This is a genomic window from Methylomonas sp. HW2-6 (assembly GCF_052474525.1).
This window is the reverse complement of record NZ_CP184124.1, coordinates 2,504,977-2,522,446: the sequence shown is the minus strand read 5'-3', so window position 1 is coordinate 2,522,446 and position 17,470 is coordinate 2,504,977. Positions and strand designations below refer to the sequence as shown.

The 17,470-nt window shown below is 56.6% G+C and carries 19 protein-coding genes; 12 read left to right on the top strand and 7 right to left on the bottom strand.

From position 1 onward, the window contains the following. Positions 1-81: 81 nt before the first annotated feature. From zwf to ACH518_RS12520, 5 genes are all read left to right on the top strand, one after another. Positions 82-1,548 (top strand): glucose-6-phosphate dehydrogenase, encoded by a 1,467-nt coding sequence (zwf, locus tag ACH518_RS12540; RefSeq protein WP_278212309.1) that lies wholly within the window; start codon positions 82-84, stop codon positions 1,546-1,548. 30 nt (positions 1,549-1,578) lie between these two features. After that, the gene (gene pgl, locus ACH518_RS12535; RefSeq protein WP_445370324.1) at positions 1,579-2,289 is read left to right on the top strand and encodes a 6-phosphogluconolactonase; all 711 of its coding nucleotides are present in this window, start codon (positions 1,579-1,581) and stop codon (positions 2,287-2,289) included. Between the two features lie 45 nt (positions 2,290-2,334). Then, a complete protein-coding gene (locus ACH518_RS12530) occupies positions 2,335-3,264 on the top strand; it encodes a methyltransferase domain-containing protein (RefSeq protein WP_445370323.1) in 930 nt (309 codons plus the stop codon). 72 nt (positions 3,265-3,336) lie between these two features. Next, positions 3,337-5,157, top strand: a complete 1,821-nt coding sequence (edd, locus tag ACH518_RS12525) for a phosphogluconate dehydratase (RefSeq protein ID WP_445370322.1) — start codon at positions 3,337-3,339, stop codon at positions 5,155-5,157. A 109-nt stretch (positions 5,158-5,266) separates the two neighbouring features. Further along, positions 5,267-5,896: a bifunctional 4-hydroxy-2-oxoglutarate aldolase/2-dehydro-3-deoxy-phosphogluconate aldolase gene (locus ACH518_RS12520; protein WP_140913302.1), complete on the top strand. Its 630-nt coding sequence runs from the start codon at positions 5,267-5,269 to the stop codon at positions 5,894-5,896. 62 nt (positions 5,897-5,958) lie between these two features. Here ACH518_RS12520 and ACH518_RS12515 read toward each other — a convergent pair whose 3' ends face one another. From ACH518_RS12515 to ACH518_RS12500, 4 genes are all read right to left on the bottom strand, one after another. Next, entirely contained in the window at positions 5,959-6,387 is a 429-nt protein-coding gene (locus ACH518_RS12515; RefSeq protein ID WP_445370321.1) for a Dabb family protein, read from the bottom strand. 35 nt (positions 6,388-6,422) lie between these two features. After that, the gene (locus ACH518_RS12510; RefSeq protein WP_445370320.1) at positions 6,423-7,424 is read right to left on the bottom strand and encodes a M48 family metallopeptidase; all 1,002 of its coding nucleotides are present in this window, start codon (positions 7,422-7,424) and stop codon (positions 6,423-6,425) included. After that, complete coding sequence (locus tag ACH518_RS12505; RefSeq protein ID WP_445370319.1) at positions 7,425-8,462, bottom strand: YjgN family protein; 1,038 nt, start codon at positions 8,460-8,462, stop codon at positions 7,425-7,427. Between the two features lie 111 nt (positions 8,463-8,573). Next, positions 8,574-9,140 (bottom strand): thioredoxin family protein, encoded by a 567-nt coding sequence (locus ACH518_RS12500; protein ID WP_445370318.1) that lies wholly within the window; start codon positions 9,138-9,140, stop codon positions 8,574-8,576. A 217-nt stretch (positions 9,141-9,357) separates the two neighbouring features. On the opposite strand from ACH518_RS12500, the gene ACH518_RS12495 reads away from it, so the two are divergent. From ACH518_RS12495 to grxD, 4 genes are all read left to right on the top strand, one after another. After that, a complete protein-coding gene (locus ACH518_RS12495) occupies positions 9,358-9,660 on the top strand; it encodes a hypothetical protein (RefSeq protein WP_445370317.1) in 303 nt (100 codons plus the stop codon). A 15-nt stretch (positions 9,661-9,675) separates the two neighbouring features. Continuing rightward, a complete protein-coding gene (locus tag ACH518_RS12490; protein ID WP_445370316.1) occupies positions 9,676-12,057 on the top strand; it encodes a sensor domain-containing protein in 2,382 nt (793 codons plus the stop codon). Positions 12,058-12,142: 85 nt separating this feature from the next. After that, the gene (gene rpe, locus ACH518_RS12485) at positions 12,143-12,814 is read left to right on the top strand and encodes a ribulose-phosphate 3-epimerase (RefSeq protein WP_140913295.1); all 672 of its coding nucleotides are present in this window, start codon (positions 12,143-12,145) and stop codon (positions 12,812-12,814) included. Positions 12,815-13,084: 270 nt separating this feature from the next. After that, positions 13,085-13,399, top strand: a complete 315-nt coding sequence (gene grxD / locus ACH518_RS12480) for a Grx4 family monothiol glutaredoxin (RefSeq protein ID WP_278212318.1) — start codon at positions 13,085-13,087, stop codon at positions 13,397-13,399. Positions 13,400-13,482: 83 nt separating this feature from the next. Here grxD and ACH518_RS12475 read toward each other — a convergent pair whose 3' ends face one another. After that, complete coding sequence (locus tag ACH518_RS12475) at positions 13,483-14,190, bottom strand: TPR end-of-group domain-containing protein (protein ID WP_140913293.1); 708 nt, start codon at positions 14,188-14,190, stop codon at positions 13,483-13,485. Between the two features lie 86 nt (positions 14,191-14,276). Here ACH518_RS12475 and ACH518_RS12470 point away from each other — a divergent pair, with 86 nt between their 5' ends. Then, a complete protein-coding gene (locus tag ACH518_RS12470) occupies positions 14,277-14,582 on the top strand; it encodes a DUF2288 domain-containing protein (protein WP_445370315.1) in 306 nt (101 codons plus the stop codon). 57 nt (positions 14,583-14,639) lie between these two features. Here ACH518_RS12470 and ACH518_RS12465 read toward each other — a convergent pair whose 3' ends face one another. Beyond that, a complete protein-coding gene (locus ACH518_RS12465; RefSeq protein ID WP_445370314.1) occupies positions 14,640-15,284 on the bottom strand; it encodes an HvfX family Cu-binding RiPP maturation protein in 645 nt (214 codons plus the stop codon). 83 nt (positions 15,285-15,367) lie between these two features. Between ACH518_RS12465 and ACH518_RS12460 the strand changes: the two genes are divergently transcribed. Beyond that, positions 15,368-15,670: a cupin domain-containing protein gene (locus tag ACH518_RS12460; protein ID WP_445370313.1), complete on the top strand. Its 303-nt coding sequence runs from the start codon at positions 15,368-15,370 to the stop codon at positions 15,668-15,670. Here ACH518_RS12460 and ACH518_RS12455 read toward each other — a convergent pair. Beyond that, positions 15,657-16,961: a DEAD/DEAH box helicase gene (locus tag ACH518_RS12455; protein WP_445370312.1), complete on the bottom strand. Its 1,305-nt coding sequence runs from the start codon at positions 16,959-16,961 to the stop codon at positions 15,657-15,659. The genes ACH518_RS12460 and ACH518_RS12455 overlap by 14 nt on opposite strands. Before the next feature lie 149 nt (positions 16,962-17,110). Here ACH518_RS12455 and ACH518_RS12450 point away from each other — a divergent pair, with 149 nt between their 5' ends. Further along, positions 17,111-17,467: a PilZ domain-containing protein gene (locus ACH518_RS12450; protein WP_278212322.1), complete on the top strand. Its 357-nt coding sequence runs from the start codon at positions 17,111-17,113 to the stop codon at positions 17,465-17,467. Positions 17,468-17,470 lie beyond the last annotated feature (3 nt).

Below are 17,470 nucleotides of genomic sequence, written 5' to 3'. Positions count from 1 at the left end.
AATTTCGGCCCGCCGGATTTTGCCACCGTCCGGAACCGCCGCCGGCACCGAACGGATTTCAGCGTATTTGGGTACCATTGAATGAAAAACCACACTTATAAACCCTGCGACTTGGTGATTTACGGCGCGCTGGGTGATTTGTCCAAGCGCAAACTGTTGATTTCGTTATATCGCTTGGAAAAGTCCGAATTACTCGAACCCGACACCCGCATCGTCGGCGTCGACCGGCTCGACGAGACCAGCGAAGGTTTCGTCAAAATCGCCCGCGCCAGTCTCGAGGCGTTTTTGAACAACACCATCAACGAAGAAATCTGGCAACGTTTTTCCAAGCGCCTGTCTTATTTGAAAATAGACCTGACTCAGCCTGAGCAATACCTGCAGCTGAACACCGCCGTGGAGCCGGACAAACGGGTCATGGTCAATTATTTCGCCGTCGCGCCGTTTTTGTTCAAAAGCATTTGCCAGGGCCTGCAAAGCTGCGGCGTATTGACACCGGAATCGCGGATGGTGATGGAAAAACCGATCGGCCACGATTTGAAGTCGTCGAAAGAAATCAACGACGCCGTCGCCGACGCCTTTCACGAAGACCAGGTCTACCGGATCGACCACTATTTGGGCAAGGAAACCGTGTTGAACCTGTTGGCCTTGCGCTTCGCCAATTCGATTTTCACCACCAACTGGAACCACAATACGATAGACCACATCCAGATCACGGTCGGCGAAGACATCGGCATCGAAGGCCGCTGGGACTATTTCGACAAGACCGGCCAGTTACGCGACATGTTGCAAAACCACCTGTTGCAAATTCTGACCTTCGTCGCGATGGAACCGCCGGCCGATCTGGAAGCGGAAAGCATCCACATGGAGAAAATCAAAGTTCTGAAAGCGCTGCGGCCGATCACGGCGCGCAACGTCGAAGAGAAAACCGTGCGCGGCCAGTACACCGCCGGCTTCATCAAAGGCCAGGCTGTGCCGGGCTATCTGGAAGAGGAAGGCGCCAATAAGGAAAGCACCACCGAAAGTTTTGTCGCGATCCGGGTAGACATCGACAACTGGCGCTGGGCCGGCGTGCCGTTTTATATGCGCACCGGCAAACGCATGCCGAACAAGCGCACCGAGATCGTGGTCAATTTCAAACAGTTGCCGCACAACATCTTTAAAGACAGTTTCCGCGACCTGCCTGCCAACAAACTGGTGATCCACCTGCAACCCAACGAGGGCGTCGAGGTGGTGATGCTGAACAAAGTGCCCGGCATCGACGGCAACATCAAACTGCAGCAAACCAAGCTCGACCTGAGTTTCTCAGAAACCTTCAAGAAAAACAGCATCTTCGGCGGCTACGAAAAACTGATTCTGGAAGCCCTGCGCGGCAATCCGACGCTGTTTTTGAGCCGAGAGGAAATCGAACAGGCCTGGACTTGGGTCGATTCGATCCAGGACGCCTGGGCGCACAGCCACAGCGCGCCCAAATCCTATCCGGCCGGCAGCTGGGGCCCGATCGCCTCGGTAGCGCTTTTGGCCCGCGACGGCCGCGCGTGGGAAGAGTAACCATCTAAATCCATCACGAGTACAACGATTATGGTTAGAGAATTTTTTTTCGAACAGCGAAACCACTTGTTCACCGCATTGGTAGCGGAATGCCACGACGTGTTGTCGGAAGCGATCAGCAAGCACGGCCATGCCGTGCTACTGGTTTCCGGCGGCACCACACCGGCGCCGCTGTATGAAGCACTGTCCAAATCCGATCTGAACTGGAAAAAAATCAAAGTCGCGCTGGTCGACGAACGCTGGGTGGACGCTGAGCACAGTGCCAGCAACGAAGCCCTGATCCGCCGCAGCCTGTTGATCAACAATGCCAGAAACGTCGAGTTCGTCGGCATGAAAACCGCTGCCGCGACCGCCGCTGCCGGCCAGGCCGAAACCGAAGGCCGTTACCAGGCCTTACCGCAACCCTTTACATTGAGCATCGTCGGCATGGGCATCGACGGCCACACCGCGTCGTTGTTTCCGCACGCCTCCGGTCTGACCGAGGCGCTGAGCGAAAACAACACCCAACTGACCGTGGCGATCAATGCGGCGCAGAGCGAGGTCACCGGCGCCAACACCGAACGCCTGAGCTTGACCCGCAACGGCCTGCTGAAATCAGAGCGCATCGTGATCCTGTTCACCGGCGAGGACAAACTGGCCGTATTCGGTAACGCGCAACAACCTGGCCCGGTCGAAGACATGCCGATCCGGGCACTGTTGAATCAGGAGCAGGCGCCGGTCGAGTTGTATTGGGCTCCCTGATCCCGGGCCGGCAACATCATAATTAACGCTGAAAAGGAGCCGCTTTTGTACACCGAGAACATTTGCAAAGACATCCTCCTTTTTTCGAAGGCTTTTGCCACCAATCAAATCGCCCGATTCTCGCCTGGCCTTTATGTCCGCCTTACCGGCCAAACCGGGCGCGGCGGCGATGAAGGCAGCTCTGTAGAGGTTGCCGGCTATTTTTTCGAGTGCGTGGAAGATTACCGCCGGCAATTGGGTCTGGAACCGGCGGAATTCAAAACGTTTCTGGCCGGCAAGACTATTTTGGAATACGGGCCTGGCGACGTGCTCGGGGTCGCATTGTTGTTATACGCCTACGGCGCGGCACAGGTTCGCTGCGTCGACCGATTTCCGCTGAATAAAATCAATGCCAAAAACGCCGAGATCTATAAAGCCCTCTGCGAAGGCTTGACCGGCGACGAGAAATCCAGGGCGATGGCTGCCTTCAACAGCAGCGGAGATCCGGAAAGCGGATTCAGCGCCGGCACCGTCAACTACGCGGTCACCCCAAACGGATTGTCCGGCGAAAGCCTGGCTTACGACTTGATTATTTCCCGGGCGGTGCTGGAACATGTCGACGATATCGATGCCACGTTTGCCGATATCGACGCTGCGTTAAAACCGGACGGAAAATCGATTCACAAGGTCGATCTGAAAAGCCACGGCTTGGACCGTTACCAAGCGTTCGACTTTTTAACCTGGCCGCGGCTGCTGTACCGATTGATGTACTCCCACAAAGGCTTTCCGAACCGTTGGCGCGCAAACAAATACGTCGAAGCCGCGGGCAAAGCGGGTCTGGAGATTACGCAGTTGGCACCGATCGACCAGCTCGGCGCCGAGCAGATAGATCGCATCATGCCCAAATTGGCGTCGGAGTTCAGGTCTGTGAGCCGCGACTTATTGAGCTGGTTGAGCTTTTGGATCATATTGGAAAAAAAGCCGAATACGCATTAGCCAAACGAACCACCCTAGCACGGAGAACGCGATTCTCTATGTAGGCCACCAAGTCAAGCATCAGGATAATTTATGCATCCCTCTTTAGAAAAAGTCACCGCAGACGTGGTGAAACGCAGCCGCGAAACTCGTGCGGCTTATCTTGCCCGCATCGACGCCGCCGTCGAAAAAGGCCCGCACCGCGCCAAACTGGCTTGCGGTAACCTGGCCCACGGCTTTGCCGCTTGCGCCAGCGACGAAAAAGACGATCTGGCCGGCGCGCAAAAAGCCAATATTGCAATCATCTCCGCCTACAACGACATGTTGTCGGCCCATGAACCTTACAAGGACTTCCCGACCCTGATCAAACAAGCCGTGCGCGAAGCCGGCGGCGTGGCGCAATTCGCTGGCGGCGTGCCGGCAATGTGCGACGGCGTCACTCAAGGCCAGCCCGGTATGGAGTTGTCACTGTTCAGCCGCGACGTAATCGCGATGGCGACTGCGATCGGCCTCAGCCACAATATGTTCGACGCCGCCTTATATTTGGGCGTCTGCGACAAAATTGTACCTGGCCTGCTGATCGGCGCCTTGAGCTTCGGCCATTTGCCGGCAGTATTCGTCCCGGCCGGCCCGATGCCGAGCGGCCTGCCTAACAAAGAAAAGGTGCGCATACGCCAGTTGTACGCCGAAGGCAAGGTCGGCCGCAAGGAGTTGCTGGAGTCGGAATCCCAGTCTTACCACAGCCCAGGCACCTGCACTTTCTACGGCACGGCCAACAGCAACCAGATGATGGTCGAAATCATGGGCCTGCATCTGCCCGGCAGTTCCTTTGTCAACCCCTATACGCCGCTACGCGACGAGCTGACCAAAGCGGCCGCTCGGCAAATTTTGAAATTCACCGCGTTGGGTGACGATTTTCGTCCTATCGGCCATGCCATCGACGAAAAAGCCATCATCAACGCCATCATCGGCTTACTGGCCACCGGCGGCTCGACCAACCACACCATCCATCTGATCGCAATCGCCCGCGCCGCCGGCGTCATCATCAACTGGGACGACTTCGACAAATTGTCGAAAATCGTACCGCTACTGGCCAAGATTTACCCGAACGGTTCGGCCGACGTCAACCACTTCCAAGCGGCCGGCGGCATGGGCGTCTTGATTGCCGAACTGCTGCGCAACGGCCTGCTGCACGGCGACATTTTGACCATCGGCGACGAACGCGGCATGGCGCAATACAGCCGGGAACCAAAACTGACCGACGGCGAACTGCATTGGGCGGAAGGCCCTGGCGCCAGCCAAGACGAAACGGTGATCAGCTCGGTAAGCAAACCGTTCCAATCGACCGGCGGCCTCACCGTGATGCACGGCAACCTGGGCCGCGGCGTATCGAAAATTTCCGCGGTCGCCGAGCAACACCAAGTCGTCACTGCTCCGGCGGTGGTATTCGACGATCAGGACGACGTGGTTGCCGCCTTCAAACGCGGCGAGCTGGAAAAAGACTGCATCGTCGTGCTCCGCTTTCAAGGCCCGAAAGCGAATGGCATGCCGGAACTGCACAAACTGACGCCACCGCTCGGCGTATTGCAGGATAGAGGATTCAAAGTAGCATTGATTACCGACGGCCGCATGTCCGGCGCCTCCGGCAAAGTGCCGTCGGCAATTCACATGTGTCCGGAATGTTTGGACGGCGGCCCGTTGGCCAAGGTTCGCGACGGCGACATCATCGCGCTGAACACCCAGACCGGCGAAGTCAACGTCCAAATCGATTCGGCCGAATTCGAAGCCCGCACCGTGGCAGCCAATACCGCCAAAGGCCATCATTTCGGCATGGGCCGGGAATTGTTCGGCGGCTTCCGCGCCCACGCCTCGTCGGCGGAAACCGGAGCCACCAACTTGTTTTACGTGGATTAACAATAACTACAACCCAAGCCCGGCACAGGGAATACTCGATCAAGTCCCTCAGCCGGGCCACCGTGTCCGCCCGCGGGCGCAGCACCGCCAACAGAGAGAAACATAAGCTATGACCGTAACCATCAAACAAGTCATGACCACCTCGCCGGTAATGCCGGTCATGGTGATCAATAATCTGGAAAACGCCGTCCCGCTGGCCAAAGCCCTGGTCGACGGCGGCTTGAAAGTGCTGGAAATAACCTTGCGCACGCCAGTGGCCCTGGACGCGATCCGCCAGATCAAAGCCGAGGTGCCCGGCGCGATCGTCGGCGCCGGTACCATCATCAACGTTCAGACTCTGCACCATGCTCTCGACGCCGGCGCCCAGTTCATCGTCAGCCCCGGCGTCACCGAGAGCCTGTTGGATGCGGCATTGGAAACCAGCGTGCCGTTGCTGCCGGGCGTCATTACGCCAAGCGAAGTGATGCGTTTGCTGGACAAAGGCATCACCGCGATGAAATTCTTCCCGGCCGAAGCCGCCGGCGGCATTCCTATGCTGAAATCGCTCGGCGGCCCGCTACCGCAAGTCACATTCTGCCCGACCGGCGGCGTCAACCCGAAAAACGCGCCGGAGTATTTGGCGCTGAATAACGTGGCCTGTGTGGGCGGCTCTTGGATGGCGCCGGCCGATCTGGTCGACGCCGGCGATTGGGCCGAAATCACTCGCCGCGCCGCAGTGGCTTCGGCTTTAAAACAATAACACCGCAACCACCCGCTCTGATTAATCGCGGAGACCGTTCCGATCACCTTAACCGATAACGGTTAAGGCAGTTTCGGCCAGTCCGGCTCCGCGAACTCGTAAAGCTTGTACTTATCCACCAACGGCCGCAACACTTGCTGGGCGACGCGTAAATATTCCGGGTTTTTCAGAAACTGTTCGTACGCTTGCCGACTCTCGAACACGCCGTAAATCGCCACATCATAACTTTCGTCCAGCGCCGCGTTGGGCCGGCTGCGCTGAACTGCGACCGGGGTGCCGGCTTCGTAGGCCACTACTCCAGGCAAGCCGGCCAGCGGCCGGCTTGCCTCTATATATTGCCGACGCAATTGGTCATTGCCCGGCTGCTTGAGCCAGACGATCGCCAAATGGTGTAATCGAGCCGTATCCGGTGCGGCCTGCGGTTGCACCGGCTGGGCACAACCGGCCGCGAACCACGCCGCCAGCACAAAGCCGTAGCAGGATTTAATCATTTGCTCACTCTTGATCTTGAAAAATCGGCAGCGACTCATTGACTGCGCAGACGGTTGATGCGCTCTTCGCTACTCGGGTGACTGGATAGATAATCCAAACCGTCGGCAAACTTCCGGTTGTAGTTGCCTTGCCGGGCCGCTTCCAATTTCTGCAGCATATCCGCCAGACGGCCGGGCGGAATGGCGTTGGCCTTTAGCGCATCGGCGGCAAATTGATCGGCATCGCGTTCGAATTCGCGCGAATAGCGGGCTTCCAGCAATAAGGCCGGCGCCGCGGCCAGCACTTGACTGAAATCGCCGACGTACCACGCCAGCGCCAAACCGACCGCGGACGCCTGCAACAACTGCCGCAAGGCATGCCTTCCGGCCACGTGTCCCATCTCGTGAAGCAAAACCGCGACGATCTGTTCGTCATCATCCGCCAATTCGATCAGAGCGTCCAACACGACCACATTGCCGCCCGGCAACGTAAAGGCATTGGCACCTAGTTCCGCACTGGCCCGGAACTCCAATCCGGCCGGCCGCCCCGCCTCATCGGCTAAAACCAAATTCCCGAGCTTGGCATTGATTTGCCCCTGGCGCTCAGGGCTTAACCGGCTGGGTTGCAACAGATGCCGGTCCAGATCGGCCAGAACCTGCCGGTCCAGGCTCTGGGCCAGCTCGACCGGAATACGTTCCGCCAGCCGTTGCGCGGCATAAGGCAAGCCCCACACGTACCCGGCGCCGGCGATCACCAAAACCAGCAGCAGTGCAAATCCCGACCAGCGCCAACTATTTTCCAACGCAGCCACCCGGCTGTCGGTGCCGGGAAACAACTCGGCAAAGCCGCGGCTATCCGCCACCTCGCAACGAGCACCGTCGGCAAACAGCACTACCCATGGCGTGCTCGCAAGCGGCGGCTGAATCTCCAGGCCCGTCAACACCTCGCGGCGAACCACTTCCTTACCCTGCAACAACAGTTTATCGTCCTCCAGGCATAACGTGACCGGATGAGCCTTAGCGCTACGGCCGTCGTAATAAACCGCTGCTACCCGCATTTACAAGCCGATATCGAAATCGAACATTTCGGCCATTTCGTCGCCAGCAGCCGAAGCGTTGGCCTGCAGTCCGGCCACGAAATCGTCCATACTGCCGGCCACCAGTACTTGCAGATGTTCGATCCGGTAACGCGCCAGCCTGATATCGGCAAACGGCTTATACAATCCCAGCGTCAGTATCACCAACACGACGTTACTCAACATCAGACCGAGCAACTGGTAAGCGCTGACATTGGCTACGAAACGGTGTTCGCCCAGCGTCGTCGTCGCCCAAACCAGATTCTGCAAACGCGCGGTGACGTAGGGATACGCAAATAACAGCAGCCCCAGATAGGTACCGAACGCCGCCAGCAACAAGCTCATTGCCGTCAACTGGCCTTCTTCCACGGCGAACCAACCGTTGCTTCCCAGCACACTGGTCAATACCGTCAAACCGGCGAACAGAACCACACCCAACATCAGCGTCATCAGATAAATTCCGTAATACGCGGCGGCCGTCGCCGAAAAACGGAACTCGGCACTGCCGTACGCGCTGTGGTTGCGGGTGTAGGCGGCCATGCGTTGCTGGGCGAACGGCCATAACAAACCCAAGCTGAAACCGGCCAGTAGCGGCCACAGCAAAAACGCCAGATAAGCCGGCCCGGTCTGGCCGCGAAACCCAAAGCGCAAGCCGCGGTAGCTGGTATTGTGCAATCTGAAACGCAGCGACCGCACCAGTAACCAAGGCGCCAAGGCCATGATCAGAATCAGAATCATCGTCGCGGCCGCGGGCGAGAAACCGCTAGTCAGCGTGTACGCGGCGAACAGGGCAAAGGCAATCAGGCGGCCCTTCAAGATGGCTTTGGGGTCGCCGTGATAATCAAAACCGGCTCCGGCCAGACGAGTATGCCGGTAGAAGTACTGGTTGCGCCGCACTTTGGCCCAGGCCGAATAAACCCCGAACGTCACGATACTCAAACAAACGTTGACTATCCAAAGTCGAAAATACTCGCCGCCGCTACCGCTGAAATGCAGCGGCTGAGCCTGTTGTTCTGCCATGGGTGCCTCCCGGTGAAATGATCGGATCAAGCATAGTGCATGTCCTCAAGCTGGCAAAAATATCGGCAGCAAAAGCCGGCGCGCTCCTGGCCTATGGGTAACTCACCGGGCTTATTGCGCCGGCTTCCATTTGATATTGCAGCCTATGCTCGGAATCTGTTCGGCACTGACCGGCCGGCCGGCAAGCAGATCGTCCAAGGCGTTGCGCAAATCGGCGCCGGTCACCGGCTCGGCATTCTTTGGCGTCGCCGCATCCAGCCGGCCCCGATAAACGCAGGCCAAATCGGCATCGAACAGATAGATGTCCGGCGTGCAGGCAGCCTGATAAGCCTTGGCCACCGCCTGGGTTTCGTCGTACAGGTAGGCGGCAAACGGATTGCCCCACTCGGCCATCATCGCTTTCATCCGGTCCGGCGCATCCTCCGGAAAATTGGCGACATCGTTAGCGCTGATGGCGATGGTTGCGACGCCGGCGTCGGCATAATCGCGGGCGATCGCGATCAGCTGTTGCTTGACGTGCAAAACGTAGGGGCAATGGTTGCAGATGAACATGATCAGCGTCGCCCGCTCGCCGCGTAAATCCTGCAACGCGAATTCGCGACCGGTCACGGTGTCGGGCAAGCGGAAATCGGGAGCGACGGTACCGAGCGGCAACATCGCGGAAGCGGTGGCGGCCATAAGTTCTCCTTGGCGGAAAGACAAAAGCTTGCGATTATAGAACAAGTGCTTGTCCAGGAAACTTTCACAGGCATCGCCCCTTGAGCAATTGGCGCAATTGAGGAGGTATTTTTGGCGTTTTTGCAGAACTACGACTTTGGAGACTAGCGCGGTCCGGGTTACGGCATCCGGTTAAAATTTCCACGATCCTCATTCTCGACGTTCAAAGAACTATCTCATGGTAAACACCATCTTGTTGGTTAACGAGAGTCCGGCTGAACCCAGCGCGTTCAATTCGTGCTTGACGCGCTTTGAAGCATCGCCGCATCCTGACTCCCGGCACCTGATAGAACAAACCAGCCCGACACAGGACATGCCGGATAAAACGTCGGATATAAAAACCTTCGCAAGCTCTTTTACTCTGGATAATGGCTTGTATCAGAAACTGCTCGGCAACTTGTCGCAGATGTATCCAATAGTCGCGGCAACCACGCCCCAAACGCAGGGTGCCGGCGTCCTGACCGTCAGAGCCAAAAGCTAATCCAGACTCTAACCGATGCCGCAGACTCTCAAACAACTGAAGCTGATGTTAAACACCATCACCGACGGCGTGATGGTGGTCGACCCGCAAGGCATCGTTCTTTACGCCAATCAAGCCGCCGAACAACTGCTGGAACGCGGTCCGCTGACCGGCCAGGCACTGGCAATCCCGGTGACCATCGACCAAGCCGTTCACCACGATATCAATCTGATCCGACCCAGCGGCATCGCCTGGGCCGAAATGCGTTCCACCCCATTGGAGTGGGATGCGGCCCCGGCTTTTGTGATTGCTCTGCGCGACATTACCGCCCGCAAGCAAGCCGAAATCGCGTTACAGGAAAGCGAACTGTTGTTCCACACCTTGTCGAAGATCGCCCCGGTCGGTATTTTTCGTACCGACCGCGATGGAAGCTGCGACTATGTAAACCAGCGCTGGTGCGAAATTTCCGGCCTCAGCCACCATCAGGCGCACGGCGACGGCTGGGCTGCCGCTATTTTCATCGACGATCTGGAGCGCGTCAAAGCCGAGTGGGCCGCCTGCATAGCCGCGGCCAAGCCCTTTACCCTGCAATACCGGTTTCAACACCTCGACGGCCAAATCCGCTGGGTGATAGGCCGGGCGGAGCCGGAATTGGACGAGACCGGCAATTTGCTGGGCTACGTCGGCACGATTACCGATATTTCCGAAATCAAAGCCAACGAAGAAACGCTCGGTCAGGCCGCAGCGGTTTTCGAAAGTACCCGCGAGGGCGTCATGGTCACCGACGCCGACCGCCGCATCATGATGGTGAATAAGGCGTTCACCACCATTACCGGATACAGCGCGGAAGAAGTGATCGGCAACAGTCCGCGCCTGCTCAGTTCCGGCCGGCACGATAGCGAGTTTTACCGGGAGATGTGGAGTAGCATCGCCGCGACCGACCACTGGCAGGGCGAAATCTGGAATCGCCGGAAACACGGCGACATTTATCCGGAGCTATTGAGTATCAGTACCGTGCGGAGTGGAGACGGCGCGGTCAGCCACTATGTCGGCGTGTTTGCCGACATCACCAAACTGAAGGCTTCGGAAAAGGAACTGGAATTTCTGGCCCATCACGACCCGCTGACCAAGCTGCCGAACCGAATGCTGTTTCTGTCTCGTCTACAGCATACGATCGAAAAAACTCGGCGCCAATCGGCCCAAATGGCGGTGCTAATGCTGGACCTTGACCGTTTCAAGGATGTCAACGACAGCTTCGGCCATTTGGCCGGCGACAATTTGCTGCAAATGGTCGCGCAGCAATTGACTGCACGCCTGCGCAGTTCCGATACCGTATGCCGCCTGGGTGGCGACGAATTCGTAATCTTACTGGAAGACATCGGCCATCCGGAAGCCGCGGCCCAAGTCGCCACCCAAATCATCAAGACCTTGAGCCAGACTTGGTGCCTACCGAGTGGCAACGAAGTACGCATCGGCGTCAGCGTCGGCATTTCGCTGTTTCCGAAGCACGGTACCTGCCCGGACGAGTTGATCCAGCACGCCGACACCGCGCTCTACCAAGCTAAGAACGAAGGCCGCAACCGGTTCAAGTATTTTTCCGAGGACTTGACCCGCGCTGCCCGCGAACGTATCGATATCGAGATTCGCCTGCGCCAAGCGCTAGAGCGCGGCGAATTGAGGGTATTTTTCCAGCCGCAGATTGATGTCGAATCCGGCGAGATTCTCGCCGCCGAAGCGCTGGTGCGTTGGCTGACCTCAGCTGGAGAATTAATTTCGCCGGCCCACTTCATTCCGATCGCCGAAGAATCCGGATTGATTACAGCGATCGGCAATTGGGTGTTACGGGAAACTTGCCGCCAAGGGCGGGAATGGTTGGACGCCGGCTTGCCACCGTTGCGGCTGGCGGTCAATCTGTCGCCACAACAATTCCTGCACAGCGATATCCGCAGCGTGGTCACCAAAACCTTACAGGAAACCGGCTTCCCGGCTCATCTGCTGGAACTGGAATTGACGGAAAGCGCGTTGATGAAGCGCGAAAAGGAGGCGATCCAAATTCTGCACAATTTACACGACTTAGGCGTACACCTGGCGATCGACGATTTCGGCACCGGTTATTCGTCCCTGGCCTATCTGAAATCACTGCCGCTGGACGTGTTGAAGATCGACCGGAGTTTTATCGAAGATATTCCGCACCATAGCGACGACATGGAAATCACCGCGACAATCATCGCCATGGCCAAAAACCTGCGCATGCGAGTCATCGCCGAGGGCGTCGAGACTGCCGAGCAGCTGGCGTTTTTAAAAAGTCGGCAATGCGATTTATACCAAGGATTTTTGACCAGCGCCCCACTGAGTGCGGCGGATTTTGCGGCTTTTTTAGCCACATACCGCCAGGAACGGCTGGAAACGGCATCTTAGTCGGCCGCTGCCCATCCCGGTTTTAGCCAAACTGCGGAAAAAAGTTATAATGCCGCTTTTTAACCCGACCTATAAGGATCAAAAGATGGCTGACAATCTGATTGCACCTTCCATTCTTTCCGCAGACTTCGCGCGCTTGGGCGAAGAAGTCGTTAATGTTTTAAATGCCGGTGCGGATATCGTGCATTTCGATGTGATGGACAACCATTTTGTGCCTAATTTGACTATCGGTCCATTGGTCTGCGAAGCGCTGCGCAAGCACGGCGTCACCGCACCGATCGACGTCCATTTGATGGTCGAACCGGTCGACCGCATCATTCCGGATTTCGCCAAAGCCGGCGCCAGTTACATTACCTTCCATCCGGAAGCCTCGCGCCACATCGACCGCAGCCTGCAAATGATCCGCGACCACGGCTGCAAATCCGGTCTGGTGTTCAACCCGGCGACACCGTTGTCTTTTCTGGACCACGTACTGGATAAATGCGACATGATCCTGTTGATGTCGGTCAACCCCGGCTTCGGCGGCCAATCTTTCATTCCGTCGGCGCTGGACAAGCTGCGCCAGGTCAGAAAGATCATTGACGACAGCGGCTTCGATATCCGCCTGGAGATCGACGGCGGCGTGAAAGTGGACAACATCCGCGAGATCAAAGAAGCCGGCGCCGATACTTTCGTTGCCGGTTCCGCGATCTTCGGCAAACCGGACTACAAAGCCGTGATCGACGAAATGCGCGCGGAATTGGCCAAAGCCAAATAAGCTTGATCGGCAGGCCGCTCCGGAATCAGATAGGAGCGGCTTTAGCGAACGCTTTTCGCTACCCCCGCCTGCCGCCGGTGCGGGCTGAATCTGAACCTGTTCGACTAAAGCATTGCTGGCACCGATATTGCTTTAGTTGTGCAGAGTCATTACCGCATGCTCGGTTTTACCGGTATGTTTGTAGTCTCCAGCCATGGTTTTGAAGTTGAACTTCTAATCCGCAATGGCGATCGATAGAATCCGAATAACGTTTAGCAACCGAGATCAACCATGAGTATTATTGAAAAAATTCAAAATCAGTTATCCGAAAACCGCGTACTGTTGTACATGAAAGGCACGCCTGAATTTCCGCAATGCGGCTTTTCCAGCCGGGTGGTGCAAATATTGGAAGCCTGTAACGCCGAATACAACCACTTCAATATTTTCGAAGACCAGGAATTACGGGAAGCGCTGAAGGAATATTCGAATTGGCCGACTTACCCGCAACTGTATATCGACGGCCAATTGGTAGGCGGTTGCGACATCGTCACCGATTTGTACAACAAAGGCGAACTGGCGACCATGTTAGCTGGCGCCAAGCAATAAATCCTTACTCAACAAACCCCGCCCGGCGGTGCGCTCGCGGGGTTTGACCGCACCGGCAGGCGACTGCCGCCGACTAGCAAAGACTATTTCGAGTAGTAATCGAAATCTTCTTTCTTTTCCAATTTAAAACGCGGCTCAACGTCTACCGGCTGATCTTTGGTCTCGTCCGCCGTTGCCGGCTCCGGTTGTTTGCGCAGCTCCTCTAGAAAATCCTTGAACCACTGACTATCGATTACCGCGACCATGTCGGCGTCCTGCAAAATGTTCTGCTCGTCCGGCAAACTGCCGAATTCGCGAGCGGTTTGCAACGCTTTAAGGCAAGCATCGTGGTCGCCGCGTAACGCATGAATGCAAGCCAAATTGTAAGCCGCACTGCCTTTTTGAATTGCTCCGGCCTTTTCGAAAAAGTCCTCGGCGAATTTGTACAACTCCGGCTTTGCCGAATCCGGACTGATGCGAGCCAGTTCCATGAAGGCGACGCCGCCGTCGATGGCCGCTCCCAGATAATGCGGTGCGGTCAGCAAGCAAAACGAAAATTTTGAAATCGCGTCTTCGTAGATTTCGATCGCTTGTTGTGCATCCAGACTTCTGGCTTCGTGTAACAGCCCAAATCCCCAGTGATAAAGTGCTTCGGATACAATCAAATGGTCGGCGATAACGCTAGCGAAGCCTTGGTAGGCGCCTTTATACAGTTGCTCGGCCTTGCTGCCTTCGCTTTTGCGGGCTTGAGCAACTTGTTTGATGGCGGCATCCAAGGTCGAACGCTTCTTAAATGAACTCAACAACGACATGAAAATTCCTCATTTCTGTTTTAAAACCGGGTTGCGATAAAATAGCGCAGCATACTACAACATCCCGCCACAACCGGAAAATGTAAATGAGCGAGACCGTAGCCGATCTGGAAAAAGCCAAGATGAATCTGGAAACGTCGACTATTCCCTGGTCGGAATTGCAGCGTTTTTTTGCCGCCGGCCTGGCAATAGCCGTTGCCGACGAATTGGATTTGATCGAGGTCGCCAGCCAATTTGCGTTGGATAACAAACGCCAGGTCGAGGCTTGGCTGAATGCCGGACAAGTCGGCCACGTTTCCGACGCCCAAGCTTCTGCCTGGGTCGCCGCCGACAGCTCGGTCTGGGCCGTGGTAGTCAAACCTTGGGTGCTGGTACAGAATTATCGCAACTGAAGCGTTACCGATGGATACCTTGCACCCAAGCAAGAGTTTGCCGGCGTGGCGATACTATCAGTCAATTCCGTACCGGCGGCGCAACCAATAATCGGCGCTGACAAAACGGCCACCGCCCAAGAAAAATAGAGCCAGCAGCATCACCAAATAAGTTGCGGCAAATTCGATGCCGTTATTCAAAACGACCAAGGCACCGTGTTCGGTGATCCAGTCGTAGTCGCCTTGCGACTGCAAAATTTCCTTGGCCCGCTCCAGGCGTTCGATCGCGCCGACCGTCCGGTCGGTGGCAAAAATTCCGCTGCCGGTGGCGATCGCCAGCCAACCGTTTTGCAAATGCGCGGTGACGGCGGCAACCGCCATGATCACCATCAACGGTAGGCAAATCGGCCGGGTCGCAAAACCCAATAACATACATAACGCTCCGACCAGTTCGAACAGCGCCACCAAAAACACCAGCACGTAAGGCGCGGGCAAACCTAAGCCCCAATCGCCATTGCCGAACCATTCGGCCGTATCGGAAAAATTGGCGAATTTCTTGGTTCCGGCCATCCAGAACACCGGGGCCAAATACAAGCGGATCAGCAGCGGTGCCAGAAAATCCAAGGCTTTGGCTTTGTCGCATAAGCGGCTGGACAGCCGCATCGCGTCGGGTATATTGCCGATGAAAGTCTGAATTAGTGTGTTAAACGGCGTAGTATTCATTCGTAACCTCCCCCAAATTTTTTATTTTTATCTGCCTTATGCGCATCAGCAGTTCGTCTATTTTTACAGGCATTCCAGTTCAGTTGCCAGATGAATTATGCCAAACCTTGCTCGCCGCGCCCAATCTGCGCATCGAGCGCATCGTCTCGCGCGGGCATTTCACCGAAACCGATGCCTGGTACGATCAGGCCTGGGAAGAATGGGTCATGGTACTGCAAGGCGCTGCGCGGCTGAGTTTTAAAACGGCGCCAGCGCTAGAGATGTCTTCCGGAGACTATGTGATGATCCCGGCGCATTGCCAGCACCGGGTCGATTGGACCAGCCCGGACCAGGATACAGTCTGGCTGGCTATCCACATCGGCGCTGCCGCCGCTAACGAGGCTTAGCGGCGTTAGTGTTGCCACGGCGCGGTTTGCGCGGCTGGCTGCGTTTGCCCGGCTCGGGCTTTTCGGTACCGGATTGGGCGCGGCGCCCGGTTTGCTGCGGTTTGGACCGCGCCGCCGCCGGCTTTGCCGGCGGCTTGGCGTTGCCAGACTCCAGCGACACTCGCGGATAACCGGTATCGGCGATGCGCGGAATCTGCCGTTTCAATAACTTTTCGATTGCCGCAAGCAGATGCGCCTCTTCCGGGTCGACCAACGAAATAGCCTGCCCTTCGGCACCGGCGCGGCCGGTACGGCCGATGCGATGGACGTAATCTTCGGCAACCTGCGGCAAATCGAAGTTGACCACATGCGGCAATTGATCGATATCCAGGCCGCGCGCCGCAATGTCGGTCGCGATCAACGCGGTAATCGTGCCTTTCTTGAAATCGTCCAAAGCCCGAACCCGGGCGCCCTGACTCTTGTCGCCGTGCAAAGCGGCGCAGCGAATGCCGTCTTTGATCAATTGCTTACATAAGCGGTCCGCACCGTGTTTGGTACGGACGAAAACCAACACTTGTTGCCAATGGCCGTGACCGATCAAATACGACAACAGTTCGCGTTTGTACTCGCGCTGAATGCCGTAAACCAATTGCGAAACAGTATCTGCGGCCGCATTGCGTTTGGCCACGGCGATCTCGACCGGGTCGTTCAGCAATTGCTCGGCAAGTGCGCTGATCTCCGGGGCATACGTCGCCGAAAACAACAGGTTTTGGCGTTTTTCCGGCAACAGCGCGATGATTTTGCGAATATCGCGGATGAAGCCCATATCCAGCATGCGGTCGGCCTCGTCCAACACGAAATGCTCGACACTGGACAGATCCAAATGCTGCTGCTGAATCAAATCCAGCAAGCGCCCCGGCGTCGCGACAACGATATCGGTGCCGCGGCGGATTTTCTGAATCTGCGGATTGATACTGACGCCACCGAAGATCGCCTCGGCAAACAAGGGCAAATGCCTGCCGTACGTTCTGACGCTTTCATAGACCTGCAGGGTCAGTTCGCGGGTCGGCGTCAACACCAACACCCTGACCGGCCGCGGCTTTTGCGGAATCGGCTGTTGCTGCAGGATGTGCAGTAACGGCAACGTGAAGCCAGCCGTCTTGCCGGTGCCGGTCTGCGCCCCGGCCAACACGTCACGCCCTTGCAAAATAACCGGTATCGCCTGCGCCTGAATCGGCGTTGGCGTCTGATAGCCTTGCTCGGCAACCGCTCGCAGCAGTTGCTCGGATAAGCCCAACTCTGAAAATAGCATGAATCAACCTATAACATGGCGCCCGCCAATCCGGACGCGAATCCAAAATATCCAGCACCGCTTTGCCAACCAAAAATCGGCAAAACCCGACTTTTTTATCTAAAATAACCACCCTAACAGGCAAGTTAATCTTTCTAAGGAGGCGCCCGATGACCGAGAAACGTAATCACCCAAGATTACAACCCAAAGGCCTGCAAGCCGGCCTGCGCTTTTACTCCGCTGAACAGGAAATCGCACTGGATGCCGATATTCTGGACATCAGTTACAGCGGAATTCGCGTCAGACTGAAACAACCGATCGCGGCAGAAATCATCGGCCATATCAAAATTACGATGACGCTGCCCGAATCCGGCACCTGCTTCAGCGTCCACGGCATCCTGAAACACCAACAAAACGACTCCGAATGCGGCGTGCATTACGTGGATCACATCGACGGCTCTATCGACGATGTGATGTTCGAATGCATCGAACTGGATAACTCCACCGTATTTATCAAGACGCATTGACCG